Annotated in this window: 9 protein-coding genes and 6 tRNA genes; 9 read left to right on the plus strand and 6 right to left on the minus strand. The window is 44.9% G+C overall.

The window, feature by feature from the left end; translation table 11 throughout:
* The first annotated feature begins 84 nt into the window (after positions 1-84).
* Positions 85-175, plus strand: a tRNA-Ser gene (locus AB4371_RS11430).
* 116 nt (positions 176-291) lie between these two features.
* Here the strand turns inward: AB4371_RS11430 and ilvY are convergent.
* On the minus strand, positions 292-1182 hold the full coding sequence (gene ilvY, locus AB4371_RS11435) for an HTH-type transcriptional activator IlvY (RefSeq protein ID WP_017061966.1): 891 nt from the start codon (positions 1180-1182) through the stop codon (positions 292-294).
* Between the two features lie 146 nt (positions 1183-1328).
* On the opposite strand from ilvY, the gene ilvC reads away from it, so the two are divergent.
* Positions 1329-2813, plus strand: a complete 1485-nt coding sequence (gene ilvC / locus AB4371_RS11440) for a ketol-acid reductoisomerase (protein WP_017061965.1) — start codon at positions 1329-1331, stop codon at positions 2811-2813.
* Positions 2814-2975: 162 nt separating this feature from the next.
* On the opposite strand, the gene ubiK is transcribed toward ilvC, so the two are convergent.
* The 4 genes from ubiK to AB4371_RS11460 all read right to left on the minus strand — a co-directional run bounded on the left by ubiK (position 2976) and on the right by AB4371_RS11460 (position 8193).
* Entirely contained in the window at positions 2976-3227 is a 252-nt protein-coding gene (gene ubiK / locus AB4371_RS11445; protein WP_017061964.1) for a ubiquinone biosynthesis accessory factor UbiK, read from the minus strand.
* A 119-nt stretch (positions 3228-3346) separates the two neighbouring features.
* Positions 3347-6475, minus strand: a complete 3129-nt coding sequence (locus AB4371_RS11450; RefSeq protein ID WP_017061963.1) for a multidrug efflux RND transporter permease subunit — start codon at positions 6473-6475, stop codon at positions 3347-3349.
* Between the two features lie 11 nt (positions 6476-6486).
* On the minus strand, positions 6487-7593 hold the full coding sequence (locus AB4371_RS11455; RefSeq protein WP_017069625.1) for an efflux RND transporter periplasmic adaptor subunit: 1107 nt from the start codon (positions 7591-7593) through the stop codon (positions 6487-6489).
* A gap of 18 nt (positions 7594-7611) precedes the next feature.
* Positions 7612-8193, minus strand: a complete 582-nt coding sequence (locus AB4371_RS11460) for a TetR/AcrR family transcriptional regulator (RefSeq protein WP_017061961.1) — start codon at positions 8191-8193, stop codon at positions 7612-7614.
* Between the two features lie 180 nt (positions 8194-8373).
* On the opposite strand from AB4371_RS11460, the gene rep reads away from it, so the two are divergent.
* On the plus strand, positions 8374-10392 hold the full coding sequence (rep, locus tag AB4371_RS11465) for a DNA helicase Rep (protein WP_372149767.1): 2019 nt from the start codon (positions 8374-8376) through the stop codon (positions 10390-10392).
* An 81-nt stretch (positions 10393-10473) separates the two neighbouring features.
* Here the strand turns inward: rep and AB4371_RS11470 are convergent, their stop codons facing one another.
* Entirely contained in the window at positions 10474-10887 is a 414-nt protein-coding gene (locus AB4371_RS11470; RefSeq protein ID WP_017063036.1) for a cytochrome c5 family protein, read from the minus strand.
* 298 nt (positions 10888-11185) lie between these two features.
* Here AB4371_RS11470 and AB4371_RS11475 point away from each other — a divergent pair.
* From AB4371_RS11475 to AB4371_RS11500, 6 genes are all read left to right on the plus strand, one after another.
* Positions 11186-11262, plus strand: a tRNA-Arg gene (locus AB4371_RS11475).
* A gap of 48 nt (positions 11263-11310) precedes the next feature.
* A tRNA-His gene (locus tag AB4371_RS11480) sits at positions 11311-11386 on the plus strand.
* Between the two features lie 77 nt (positions 11387-11463).
* Positions 11464-11540, plus strand: a tRNA-Pro gene (locus AB4371_RS11485).
* A gap of 44 nt (positions 11541-11584) precedes the next feature.
* Positions 11585-11660: transfer RNA gene (locus AB4371_RS11490), tRNA-His, on the plus strand.
* A 55-nt stretch (positions 11661-11715) separates the two neighbouring features.
* A tRNA-Pro gene (locus AB4371_RS11495) sits at positions 11716-11792 on the plus strand.
* Positions 11793-12682: 890 nt separating this feature from the next.
* On the plus strand, positions 12683-14410 hold the full coding sequence (locus tag AB4371_RS11500; RefSeq protein ID WP_017060132.1) for an ABC transporter ATP-binding protein: 1728 nt from the start codon (positions 12683-12685) through the stop codon (positions 14408-14410).
* Positions 14411-14443: the final 33 nt, after the last annotated feature.

Raw genomic sequence — 14443 nt, forward strand, 5'->3', positions numbered from 1 at the left:
GACATCGCCAGGCTTTAAATATCGTTACCTGTGTATACATGTAACAACATCTACAGTGTACTAATCTGTTGATGACAATTTTTTGGAGGGATGGCTGAGTGGTCGAAAGCACCGGTCTTGAAAACCGGCAACCGTTAATAGCGGTTCTAGGGTTCAAATCCCTATCCCTCCACCACCATTAGAAAGCCCGCTGAGAAATCAGCGGGCTTTTTTCTTATCTGCGATATACATAAATAAAAGGGGAAGGGCACTGACGTGCTCTTCCCTTTTTTGTATTTAAAACAATGACGACTAGTCCGCTAAATATTTCCCTTCTGCAACTTGCCAGAACGCTCGAATTAGAGGGTTATCTAGCTGTGCTCGCTTACAACATACGCCTAACTCAAATGGCTTGATAGGTTCTATCTTTAAGCGGCTAACTTTATCTCTTACTGGACTGTTGTTTATGACCACATCAGGTGCGATGCCAACTCCACATCCTAGTGCCACCATACTTACAATCGCCTCATGGCCAGAAACTTGCGCGTATATGTTGGGTTTTATCTTCATCTTTTTAAACCATGCATTGGCTCGTTCACGCGCTGTTCCTGCTTCTGGGATGATAAAGGGCACTTCATTCCAGTTTGGCTTATCGGATTGCAGTTGTTGGCTAAAGCTACTCACACCAGATGGAATGATGACTGACAGTGGAATATCGCTGATGGTTTCGAATTCTAACCTTGAAGGAAGGATGTCTGGCTTTGCTGAAATCGCGATATCCGCTTCATCGTTTAAGATCTTGTCGATGGATTGAGCTGGATCACCAGTAGAGAGCTTAAATTCAATATACGGATGAATAGCCCTAAATTCGGTTATGAGTTCAGGTAGGTGACTGTAGCTAGCCGTTACTGAACAAAATATACGGATCTCACCTTTAAGTTCTTGCTCTCCGCCCTTCAGGTGAAGGTTATATTGCTGCCACTCTCCCACGATGCTCAATGCTACAGGCAATAGGTGTTTTCCTGCTGGGGTAAGATCAACACTGCGGTTGTCTCTGATTAGCAGTTCTTGTCCTGTTTCCTCTTCAAGCTTTTGTATCTGACGGCTCAGCGCTGAAGGACTGACGTGCATAGCAGCAGCGGTTTTGCTGAAACTCTTGCTGTCGCATAAATGTATAAATAATTGTAGAGATTTTATGTTCATGTTCTGCGATCGTTTCCATGTTGCATTTATTGCAATAACTAATTGTGAATATATCACTTTCAGCAACGGAGTGTCTGTTTTAGTATGAAGTCATTCGATAGAGAGATATCGACCTTATGGACTTATTTTTAAAGGAGTGCCCTAGAATGGCTAACTATTTCAATACATTAAACCTTCGTGAACAACTAGACCAATTAGGTCGTTGCCGCTTTATGGATCGTGAAGAATTCGCGACAGAAGCTGAATACCTTGAAGGTAAGAAAATCGTAATTGTTGGTTGTGGTGCTCAAGGCCTAAACCAAGGTCTAAATATGCGTGATTCTGGTCTAGACGTATCTTACGCTCTACGCCAAGCGGCAATTGATGAAAAGCGTCAATCATTCAAAAATGCTGATGAAAACGGCTTTGTTGTGGGTAGCTACGAAACGCTAATCCCTCAAGCAGACCTAGTAATCAACCTTACTCCTGATAAGCAACACACAAACGTTGTTGAAACAGTAATGCCTCTAATGAAGCAAGGCGCTGCTCTTGGTTACTCTCACGGCTTCAACGTTGTGGAAGAAGGCATGCAATTACGTGCTGACCTTACTGTAGTAATGGTTGCACCTAAGTGTCCAGGCTCTGAAGTTCGCGAAGAGTACAAACGTGGCTTCGGTGTACCAACACTTATCGCTGTTCACCCAGAAAACGACCCTAAAGGCGAAGGTTGGGATATCGCTAAAGCTTGGGCTGCAGGTACTGGTGGTCACCGTGCAGGTTGCCTAGAGTCTTCTTTCGTAGCAGAAGTTAAATCTGACCTGATGGGTGAGCAAACTATCCTTTGTGGCATGCTACAAGCGGGTTCTATCGTATCTTACGAGAAGATGATTGCTGATGGCATCGAACCTGGCTACGCAGGCAAGCTTCTACAATACGGTTGGGAAACGATTACTGAAGCACTTAAGTTTGGTGGCGTAACTCACATGATGGATCGCCTATCTAACCCGGCTAAAGTTAAAGCGTTTGAGCTTTCTGAAGAGCTTAAAGACCTAATGCGTCCGCTTTACAACAAGCACATGGATGACATCATCTCTGGTCACTTCTCTAGCACAATGATGGCTGACTGGGCGAACGATGACGTGAACCTACTAGGCTGGCGTGAAGAGACAGGCGAAACTGCATTCGAAAACTACCCAGCTTCTGACGTAGAAATCTCAGAGCAAGAGTACTTCGACAACGGTATCCTAATGGTTGCTATGGTTCGTGCCGGTGTTGAGCTAGCATTCGAAGCTATGACGGCATCAGGCATCATTGATGAGTCTGCTTACTACGAATCTCTACATGAGCTTCCACTAATCGCAAACACAGTTGCTCGTAAGCGTCTTTACGAAATGAACGTTGTAATCTCTGATACTGCTGAGTACGGTAACTACCTATTCGCTAACGTAGCAACACCGCTCCTACGTGAGAAGTTCATGCCTTCAGTAGCAACGGACGTCATCGGCCGTGGTCTAGGTGAGACATCTAACCAAGTTGATAACGCTAAGCTAATTGAAGTAAACGAAGCTATCCGTAACCACCCTGTAGAATACATTGGTGAAGAGCTACGTAGCTACATGAGCGACATGAAGCGTATCGCTGTTGGCGGTTAATCTTCCAGTTCATCACTGAATAAAAATAGCCCTGAACATTTGTTCGGGGCTTTTTTATGCTTGCAACTATTTTACCGGTGAAGGCTTGATAGATTGAGGAAAAAATAAAGGCTTACCCGAAGGTAAGCCTTTATTCGAACTTGAACTGATTGAAAAAAATGACTATTTGTCTGAAAGCTTTGCTTCTAGTTCAGCCAGTTTTTGTTCCATTTCAGTGAGCTTCTGGCGAGTGCGAAGCAGTACTTGTGTTTGAACATCAAACTCTTCACGGCTCACAACGTCTAGCTTGTTGAGTTGGCCTTGGATAACTTGGCGAACTTTTTGGTCTACGTCTGAACCAAGCTCTTTTACTGGTTGAGGCATAGAATCGTGGATCTGCTTAGCAATTTGCTCTAGTTTTTTTGGATCAAACATATCAATTAAAACTCCTGAATATTTATCACTATTCTATTTAATCACATCAAAGATGTCGCCTATGGCGTACAAAAAAAGGCCACCGAAGTAGCCTTTTTATTGTTAATACGACAGGGAAATTACTTATTGTTAGCTAATTCTCTGTGCGCCGCTTTTGCTTCATCAACACGGGCCAGCTTCTCGAGATCTTTATCTTCGAGGAAAACTGGAATTGGTTTATGTTTTTCGGCTAAGTAGCTATAAATAACCGGCAGAACAAACAGCGTAAACAGCGTACCAATCGCCAGACCAGCAACGATAACAATACCGATACTAAAGCGCTGAGCTGCACCTGCACCCGTGGCGTACATCAATGGGATCAGGCCTGCAATCATCGCCGCTGTTGTCATTAGGATTGGACGTAGACGTACCCTTGCCGCCTCCATAACCGCCTCTTTGCGTGATAATTTATTATGCAGCTGCTCTTCTTTTGCTACCTCACAGATCAAGATACCGTGCTTGGTAATCAGACCAACCAAGGTAATCAGCCCCACTTGCGAGTAGATGTTCATCGTCGCTGCGCCCCAAGCGAGCGCAATCAATGCACCACATATTGCGAGTGGCACCGACACCATGATAACCAATGGATCTTTTAACGACTCAAATTGAATCGCCAGAACCAAGAAGATGATCGCCAGTGCTAAACCGAACGTCACATACAGTGCGCTGCCTTCTGTTACAAACTGACGCGACTCACCCATGTAGTCATGGTTATAGCCTGCAGGTAATTTGGTTTGGGCAATGTTTTCAAACCAGTTTACCGCATCACCCATCGCCGCGCCCGGCATAGGAACCGCACCGACCGTCGCTGAGTTCAACTGGTTGAAGTGAGGAAGAGAGCGAGGCTCTGCCACCACATCAATTGTTACCAAGCTACCGAGAGGAACAGCATCACCATTGCTGGCTCGAACGTAGTAATGATTCATTGACTCTGGGTTTAAGCGGAACTTACGCTCAACCTGAGGGATCACTTCATAAGAACGACCGTTGAGGTCAATACGGTTAACGTAACCATCCGACATCATGGTGCTTAGGGTGACACCGATATCTTGCATCGTTACCCCATAAGCGCCCGCCATATCTTTATCAATTTGAATCTTCATCGTTGCTGAATCGTAGTTCAAATCAAGGTCAGAGTAGACAAAGAGAGGGCTATCTTTCACATCCGTTAAAATATCGGTTGCGATAGCGAATAAGCTCTCAAAGCTGCTTGGTGTGGTAATCACAAACTGGAGTGGTAGACCAGAACCGGCACCCGGCAACTCTGGCATTTGGAACGCGGTTACTGCCATGCCTGGGATATCTTGTAGCAATCCACTGATACGGTTCGTTACCTCAGATTGGCTAGCCGTGCGCTCACTCCATGGCACCATTGAGGCAATACCAAATGCTTGGTTTGAGTTTGGTACACCAGTGAAGGATTGAGCGTATTGGATTTCAGGCTGGGTCACCAAGATACCGCTCACGTCATCCATCGTGTTACTTAGGTAGTCTAGGTTAGCCGTTGATTGACCAGTACCAATCATCATCACCACCCCTTTATCTTCTGCAGGGGCAAGTTCACTTGGGATGAATTTAAACAGCATCGGCAAGCTTAAAAATACAATGACCGCAAAGCCAATGATAACCGGACGATGATCCATGATCGCATGCAGCATCTTAGAGTAACGGCCTGTCATACGATCAAGTACGCTGTGTACCTTCAGTTCAAACTTACTCGGCTGTGCATTTTCTTTTAGCAGCTTTGAACACATCATTGGAGACAGTGTTAAAGCGATGATTCCAGAAACAAATACCGCGCCAGCGAGGGTTAATGCGAACTCTTTAAACAGCGAGCCTGTGATACCACCCATCATTGCGATAGGGGCATAAACCGCGCCCAATGTCAGTGTCATTGCAATAACCGGTACTGCAATTTCACGGGTACCAATGATGGCAGCCCTGAAAGGAGATTCCCCCAATTTGACGTGTCGATCGACGTTTTCCAGTACTACGATTGCATCATCAACCACTAGACCGATTGCTAATACCATCGCCAGTAGCGTCATTAAGTTCCATGAGAAACCCATGACTTGCATCACCATCGCAACACCAACCAGCGATAAAGGGATGGTTACGATAGGAATGATAACCGCACGCAATGAGCCTAAGAATAGCGTGATAACCACTAATACAATCAGCGCGGCTTCAACAATCGTGTGTATAACCTCTTGAATGGATTCATTAATCGCAATGGTTGAGTCATACATGATATTCATGCTGATATTGCTTGGTAGGTTTCGCTCCAACTCAGGATACAGCTGCATAACATCAGCAGCAATGTTGATCGGGTTAGCACTTGGCGCTGCATTGATGGCGGTTACAACCGTTTGTTTGCCATTAGCACTTGCGCGAACCACATCGTGGCTTTTTTCTAGTGAAACCTTAGCAATATCACCTAAGCGAACAATAGAACCGCCATTTTGACTGGTTTTGACCACCAACCTTTCTAATTCATCGGTATTGGTTACTTGGGTATTGGCACTGCCGTTGTACAGCATAAACTCACCAATTGCTTGGCCAGTTGCTGATTGGTAGTTGTTTGCATTAAGCACCGTCATCACGTCAGTGGCTGTCAGGTTTAATGCTGCCATTTTGGAAGGATCAAGCCATACACGTAATGCGTATTTGATCCCGCCGTACAAGTCGACCTTTGATACGCCATTAACGGTAAACAGTTGTGGGTTAACCACTCGCTCAAGGTAGTCGGTAATTTGGCTTGCAGAGAGTTCATCACTCGTAAAACCAATGTAGAGTACCGCCGTTGTTGAACCGGTAGACATAGTTACGGTTGGATCTTCGGCTTCTTTAGGAAGCTGAGAACGTACCGAGTTAGTCTTGGCCAGTATGTCAGACAGCGCGGCATTCGGGTCGGTATTGAGCTTCATATTGACCGTAATAGTCGAGCTACCGAGTACGGACTGCGACGTCATATAATCAATATTATCGGCTTGAGCGATCGCTTGTTCTAATGGCTGAGTTATAAAGCCTTGGATCAGATCGGCACTGGCACCGTAATAGCTCGTCGTGACCGTCACGATCGTATTTGTCATGTCTGGGTATTCACGAACCTGCATTTTGAAGATTGCTTGGAAGCCAAGCAATGCGATCAAAAAGCTGATTGAAATAGCCAGAACTGGACGTTTAATAAAAACATCAGTAAAGCGCATGATTCCTCCAATTACAGCATTGGTGTTTCAGCTGGCGGCGTCGTTGCATCACTTTCTACAACTCGAACTTTAGCATTGTTACTTAAACGAACTTGACCCGTTGTCACGACAACATCGCCAGGCTCTACGCCTTCCAGTATGTGAGCAATACTTTCTGTACGTTCACCTACTTTCACCACTTGTTGTTTCACACGCTGCACACCATCTTCTTCACGTAAAATATAAACATTGTCACCGTAAAGTGTGAAAGTGATGGCCGTCTGAGGCAGTGTCACTTGGTTTGCTAGTTTAGGTAGAATGATGTTAGCGCGCGCAAACATACCGCTACGTAACTTACCATCGTTGTTTGGGATATCGGCTTGTACTTGGATAAGACCACTTTGGATGCTAACCGCAGGCTCAATGGCACTAATAGAACCTTTAAACGGTTTTTCTGGGTATGCATCAACGAAGATGTCGATCGCCTGACCAACCTCAATACGAGAGATGTCATTTTGAGAAATAGTGAAGCGTAGGCGCATAACACTGGTGTCTTCTAGGCGAACGATGTCAGTGCCAGATTGTAGGTATTGGCCTAGATACACATTACGAATACCGACAGTGCCGTCAAACGGAGCGCGGATCTCGCGACGGGCAATCGATGCTTTAAGGCTTTCAATATCAGCCGCTAACGATAAGAAATTAGCTTCTGCTTCATCGAAGGCTTCCTTAGAGATAGAGCCTTTCTTGAATAGCCCTTGGTAGCGCTTGTATTTAGCTTCAGCAGCCGGTAAGCGTGCCTCAGAGCTTTTTAGATTGGCTTTCTCTACATCAGAATCAAGGCGGATCAGTTGTTGGTCATTTTTAACCTCAGTACCTGATTCGAAAGAAATTTGATCGATAACACCGCTGGTTTCGTTCGCTAGTGTCACACCTTGGTTAGGTTCGATGAAGCCGATAGCTTCAATCACTGGAACCCAGTCGATCGGCTGAACTTCAGTTACCGTTACTGGAAACTCTGGTTCAGGGCGGTTGGCCATATACTCAGCAATTTTTTGTTGTTTGAACATGTTAAACCCAATAACGCTGCCGAAAAGTAGTACAGCGATGAGTAACATGAAGAAAGTCCACTTTTTCATTATGGTCAAAACTCCGATCTAGTGTTTAATTATTGCGTCCCAACTGGCTTCGATTGCAGATTCTAGTTCTGCCTCATCAAGTTGGTAAAATCCTAAAGAATGCTTGCGTGCTAGAGAAACACTAGCCGCCAAGCTCAATCCACCTAATACTTCATTGTTAAGTGGTTTAAACAATCCTTGTTCTTTCCCCTCATTAAATAGCAGCTCAACTTGGGCAAACATTTTACGTTCTAGTTCCCTGAAGTTTAGGCTATTTGTGATGGGTAGAGAGTCATACTGAACCCGATTTTTTATTGCGGCTAAATTCGTTCCTGCTAAGTTCCATATGTTCAACCACATAGTACGGTAGCGTTGTTTAATTGGATCCGAATCATTAACCCCTTGTTGAACAGCATCAGCTACTCTTTGAGTCACGAGCATTCGAACATCTTCTATCAAATGCTCTTTATCATCGAAGTAGCGATAGATAGTGCCTGCAGCCACTCCCGCTTCTTTGGCTAATTTTTGCATTGAAAGGCCTTGGAAACCGACCTCTGCAATTAGCTTTTCAGCTGCAGAAAGTATTTGCTGGCGTTTATCCCGAGGTGCATGAGTTGTCATATTTCAACCACCAATGAATGAACGTTCATTCATTATAGCCTAATAACCACACACATGTGCAACAAAGTTTTACATAATCAGCGTAAAAATCTTGTATAAGAGAACGTAGCATTCGTGCTGTTGCAGCATTATTATAGGCGCGCAATTGAATTCGCCCCTCTAGACCAAACTGAGAATCAAATGAAACTGAACCCAAGACAAGATGAAGCCGTGAAATATGTTTCGGGCCCCTGCTTAGTATTAGCGGGCGCTGGATCCGGTAAAACACGTGTTATCACCAATAAAATTGCTTATCTGGTTCAGGAATGTGGCTATAAGGCGCGTAATATTGCGGCGGTGACCTTTACTAATAAAGCGGCACGCGAGATGAAAGAGCGTGTTGGGCAAACTCTAGGTAAGGGCGAATCGAAAGGGCTGATTGTTTCGACTTTTCATACCATGGGCTTAACCATCATTCGCCGTGAATACAAAGCGCTGGGTTTGAAAGCGGGTTTCTCTCTGTTTGATGACCAAGACCAGTTAGCTTTGTTAAAAGAGTTAACAGAGAGACAGATCGATGGTGATAAGGATTTGCTACGCGCTTTAATGAGCACCATTTCGAATTGGAAAAATGACATGCTGACGCCAGATCAGGCGAAAGCACGTGCTCAAGGCGAACAAGAGCAGTTGTTTGCATTCTGTTTTGAGATGTACCAGAAACAGATGAAGGCATACAACGCACTCGATTTTGATGATCTGATCGCGATGCCTGTATTACTACTGAAAACCAATCAAGAGGTGCGTGAGCGCTGGCAGTCGCGTATCCGCTATTTACTGGTCGATGAATACCAAGATACCAACACCAGCCAATATGAGTTGGTTCGTTTACTGGTGGGAGAGCGTGGTCGCTTGACGGTAGTAGGTGACGATGACCAATCTATCTATTCATGGCGTGGTGCAAAACCGCAAAACTTGGTGTTGCTGGGTGAGGACTATCCAAATCTTCGCTTGATCAAACTCGAGCAAAACTATCGCTCAACCAGCCGAATATTACGTGCGGCGAACATCTTGATCGCCAACAACCCACACGTTTATGAAAAGTCACTATTCTCAGAGATCCCAGACGGTGAAAAGCTCAAGGTACTGAATGCTAAGAATGAAGAGCATGAAGCAGAGCGTATTACCGGCGAGATCATCGCCCACAAGTTTTTGAACCGTACTGAATACAAAGATTACGCAGTGCTTTACCGTGGTAACCACCAATCACGCTTGATTGAAAAAGCGCTGATGCAGAACCGTGTGCCTTACAAGATCTCTGGCGGTACCTCTTTCTTCGCGAGAGCCGAGATTAAAGACATCATGGCTTACCTGCGTGTGTTGGTGAACCCTGATGATGACAACGCCTTCCTACGTATTGTAAACACACCGCGCCGAGAGATTGGTCCGGTGACGCTTGAGAAGTTAGGCAGCTACGCCAATATGCGTGGCAAGAGCTTGTTTGAAGCCAGCTTTGAGATGGGCTTAGAGCAGACACTGACGGGGCGTGGTTTAGAAAATTTGCGCCGCTTCGGTGACTGGATTGTTCGTATCTCAGACAATGCCGAGCGTGGTAATACGGTTGAAGCCGTTCGTTCTTTGGTTCGTGACATCAACTACGAAGATTGGTTGTACGAAACCTCAGCGAGCCCGAAAGCCGCTGAAATGCGAATGAAGAACGTCTCTGATCTGTATAGCTGGATTGTGGCCGATCTTGAGGGTGACAACTACGATAAAGAAGAGAAAACCCTGCGCGAGGTGGTTCAACGTTTAACGCTGCGCGATATGATGGAGCGTGGTGAGGATGATGACGATGCAGATCAAGTCCAATTAATGACATTGCATGCATCGAAAGGTCTAGAGTTCCCATATGTATTCCTGATGGGTGCAGAAGAGGGCATCTTGCCGCACCAAACCAGTGTCGATGAAGGCTACGTAGAAGAAGAACGTCGTCTTATGTATGTGGGGATTACTCGAGCGCAGAAAGAGCTGACTTTTACTAAGTGTCGTGAACGTCGTCAATATGGTGAATTAATAAAGCCAACACAAAGCCGTTTCCTCGATGAGCTGCCGCACGATGATGTGGAGTGGGAAAGCGTTAAGAAGCCTCAATCCGCTGAAGAAAGAATGGAAAAAGGGCAGGCGCACATTGCGAATATTCGAACGATGTTCAACAAGAAGTAATGCCCTACTTTAATCGCACTATATAGAAGCCAATAAAAAAGGTGACCATGAGGTCACCTTTTCTGAATCTGGCATTTTTAATTACAGACCGGCAATCATGTGCTCGATAGCATCTTTGATTTCGTCGTCTGAACAATCCATACATGAACCTTTCGCTGGCATCGCATTGAAGCCGTTGATTGCGTGGTCAGCTAGAATGTCGCGACCTTGAGCAATGCGAGGACCCCAGTCACCAGCATCACCTGTTTTAGGTGCGCCACTTACGCCAGATGCGTGACAAGCGATACAAAAGGTACCGTAAACTGCTGCGCCATCACGAGGGCCTGTTGGTTCTGCGGCTACTGGCTCGCTGCCGACTAGGTAAACTTGGCCAACTGGTTTGATGCGTTCAGCAATTGCATCGTGCTCCGCTTCGCTTAGGCCTGCAGCCATTGCGCCAGTTGAAAAGGTTAAAACTGCGATGACAACGCTTAAAATTCGACGAGACATATCCATTAAACTCACTTTACATTCCCAAGGTAAGTACATGCTTACCAATTTATAGTGTTGGAAGGGTGTTTTGGCTTTAACCAGCAAAGAGCAACTGTTAAGCCAATGTAAATAATGGGTGATTATATCCCGATAAGTTGTTGCAATAAACAACAACTTATAAGCTGTGGCGGGTTGTAGTACTCAAATAAGGGGTTTATCACATATTAACTGTCGAAAAAGAGACCAAACAGAAAAAAAAGTTAAAAAAGTACTAGACGGCATTGGGTGATATACGTATTATTCCACTCCGCCGACAGGGCATGCGCCTGTAGCTCAGCTGGATAGAGCGTTGGCCTCCGGAGCCAAAGGCCGAAGGTTCGAATCCTTTCAGGCGCGCCATCCGGTCTCTTACTTCGGTAAGTGAGAAATTGGCAAAAAGAAATAATGGTGGCTATAGCTCAGTTGGTAGAGCCCTGGATTGTGATTCCGGTGGTCGCGAGTTCGAATCTCGTTAGCCACCCCATTCTTTCTTTACAAAATATCGGTAGCTTCGGCTTCCAGTGTTGATTCATTATTCCCAAGAGTCGATACAAAACTAGTCGGTGAATAGCGCAGCTTGGTAGCGCATCTGGTTTGGGACCAGAGGGTCGGGGGTTCGAATCCCTCTTCACCGACCACTATTTCAATAATCGCTTTTAAGCGGTTATATAAAAAATTAGTGGTGGCTATAGCTCAGTTGGTAGAGCCCTGGATTGTGATTCCGGTGGTCGCGAGTTCGAATCTCGTTAGCCACCCCATTAATTTTGGTAGCTTCTTTGAAGTTCCCAGTTTGAGAAATCAAACGAAACGTCTCGGTGAATAGCGCAGCTTGGTAGCGCATCTGGTTTGGGACCAGAGGGTCGGGGGTTCGAATCCCTCTTCACCGACCACCTTAAGAAGCCCTAGTCGAAAGACTAGGGCTTTTTTACATCTGAAACTTAGATAACTTGAACAGAGTGGGGTTCGCCTGATGTTCAAAGAATGTCTCTTCACTGATCACTTAAGAAGCCTCAACTAGCCGTCCGCGTCAGAAATGACGGGGCTTCTTACATCTATCTCCCCTTCTTATATAAGACAGATTCCTAACGATCTGCTTGATAATGGTGCTGCTACAGAGTTGCTTTCTTTATCAAATGTACAGTTCTATATCTAATTTTATATAAATGGAGTGCTCAATAATTCAACATATTAATGGGTTTGGTCTAAAGACTTTTATGAAAAGTGAAACCTGACCCTAAATTTGCTCACTAAGGCCTGAATTTGACAGCTTTGTACGCATTTGGTCGTTCAAAAACTCCTCTGATTTATTAGGCCTTTCGTTTGTCTGTTTTGTATTTACCAAAATAATACAGATGGTTAAATGTATGGCTAATTAACGTTTATCTGGTTGTTTTATTTGTTCAAATTAACAAAATTAGCGTTTGTTTCTATAGTGTTAATTGTTTTTTGGAATAATTATTTGTTTTTAGTGACTGGTAGTGAGATCTGCTTTGAAGCACGGCTTTAACTCTACAAGTAAGTAGTGGTAAGGAGTTTGTGAGTATTTCTTGCCGATAATATAATGTTGATTTTTCTTACTATATGCTCTTTTGGTGAATAGTTATGTGGCACTTTTGCTTGCTAAGCGTTTAATGTCGACTTTTTATCCTATTTTTGTTGCTTTTCTGTGAATTATTTGCCAAATTGTCAACCGTATAAAATATCAGAACAATATTCTGGTAAGAATGGATTCAATTTTGCAGACAGGGCAGAAAGCTGCCAAAGCAGTAGAGGTCTGGTAATGTCACTTTTAGAAGTAAAAAATCTTCGTATCGAATACCCATCTCGTCATGGAGTTCACGCCGCAGTTAAATCACTTTCGTTCAACATTGAACGTGGTGAGATTGTTGGTGTTGTAGGCGAGTCTGGTGCAGGTAAATCAACAGTAGGTAATGCTGTGATCGATTTGCTGAGCCCTCCTGGCCGCATTGCTAGCGGCGAGGTATTTCTGGATGGCGAAAAAGTCTCTGGTTTATCTCCTGAACAGATGCGTTCTGTTCGCGGCTCAAAGATTGGTTTTATCTTCCAAGACCCAATGACTTCTCTTAACCCTCTATTCACAGTAGAACAGCAGTTAAAAGAGACGATTCATGCCAACATGAAGGTTTCGGATCAAGAAGCCTACCAGCGCTCATTAGACTTGATGAACCAAGTGGGTATCCCACAACCAGAAAACCGTTTAAAGCAGTACCCTCACCAATTCTCTGGCGGTATGCGTCAGCGTGTGGTTATCGCGATCGCATTGGCAGGTGAACCTGACCTAATCATCGCAGATGAACCAACAACAGCACTGGATGTTTCTATCCAAGACCAGATCTTGGGTTTGATTCGCGACCTATGTATTAAGAAGAACGTAGGTTGCATGTTGGTCACGCACGACATGGGCGTGGTATCTAACGTTACCGACCGCGTAGCCGTTATGTATCGTGGTGACTTAGTTGAGTTTGGCCCAACAGCGAAAGTTCTGGGTACTCCTGAGCACCCATATACACACAGTCTTATCTCTGCGGTTCCTCGTTCGGATCGCAAACTCGATCGTTTCCCTCTTGTTAGCTACATCGAAGAAGCACAAGAGATGGAACCATTGGATGTGAAGAACCACTGGTTAGGTCAAAGCCAAGATCACCGTGATTACACTGGCCCTCTGTTGAACGTTGAGAACGTAAACTTACGCTTTACTACCAAAGATTCTTTCTTTGAGAGCCGTCGTGAGTACGTTCAAGCATCAAACAACGTGAGCTTTGAAGTGCATGAAGGTGAGACGTTTGGTTTAGTAGGTGAATCAGGTTCAGGTAAATCAACGATTGCTCGTGTGATTGCTGGCTTGTACGCACCAAACTCAGGCAAGGTAACGTTTGAAGGCGTTGATCTTACTGGTCTGAAATCTGAAAAAGAACGTCGCCCTATGCGTCGTCAAATGCAGATGGTTTTCCAAAACCCTTACACATCAATGAACCCTCGAATGAAGATATTCGACATCATTGCTGAACCTATCCGATTCCATAAGCTTACTCGCAACGAAAATGAAACTCGTCAGATCGTGAACGACCTGCTAGAGCACGTGGGTTTAGGCAAAATGGCTGGGGTGAAGTACCCACACGAATTCTCAGGTGGTCAACGTCAGCGTATTTCTATCGCTCGCGCTTTGGCGACTCGCCCACGTCTTTTGATTTGTGATGAACCAACATCGGCACTGGACGTGTCGGTACAGGCTCAGATTCTTAACCTACTAAAAGACTTACAAGACGAGCTAAACCTAACTATGCTGTTCATCAGTCACGATCTACCGGTTATTCGCCAAATGTGTGACCGTGTTGGTGTGATGCAGATGGGGACATTATTGGAGGTTGCGCCAACGGAGCAGCTGTTCCAATCACCTCAGCATGAATACAGCAAACAACTGATTTCTTTAATGCCTGAATTTACAGGCTTAAGAGAAGAAAAAGCAGTGGCACAAGCCGCGGTATAAAAATCAGCAGGCTGGAGTTTAGCTTGCTAACAA

The sequence above is a fragment of the Vibrio sp. 10N.261.51.A3 genome (assembly GCF_041471965.1).
Taxonomy (GTDB): domain Bacteria; phylum Pseudomonadota; class Gammaproteobacteria; order Enterobacterales; family Vibrionaceae; genus Vibrio; species Vibrio crassostreae_C.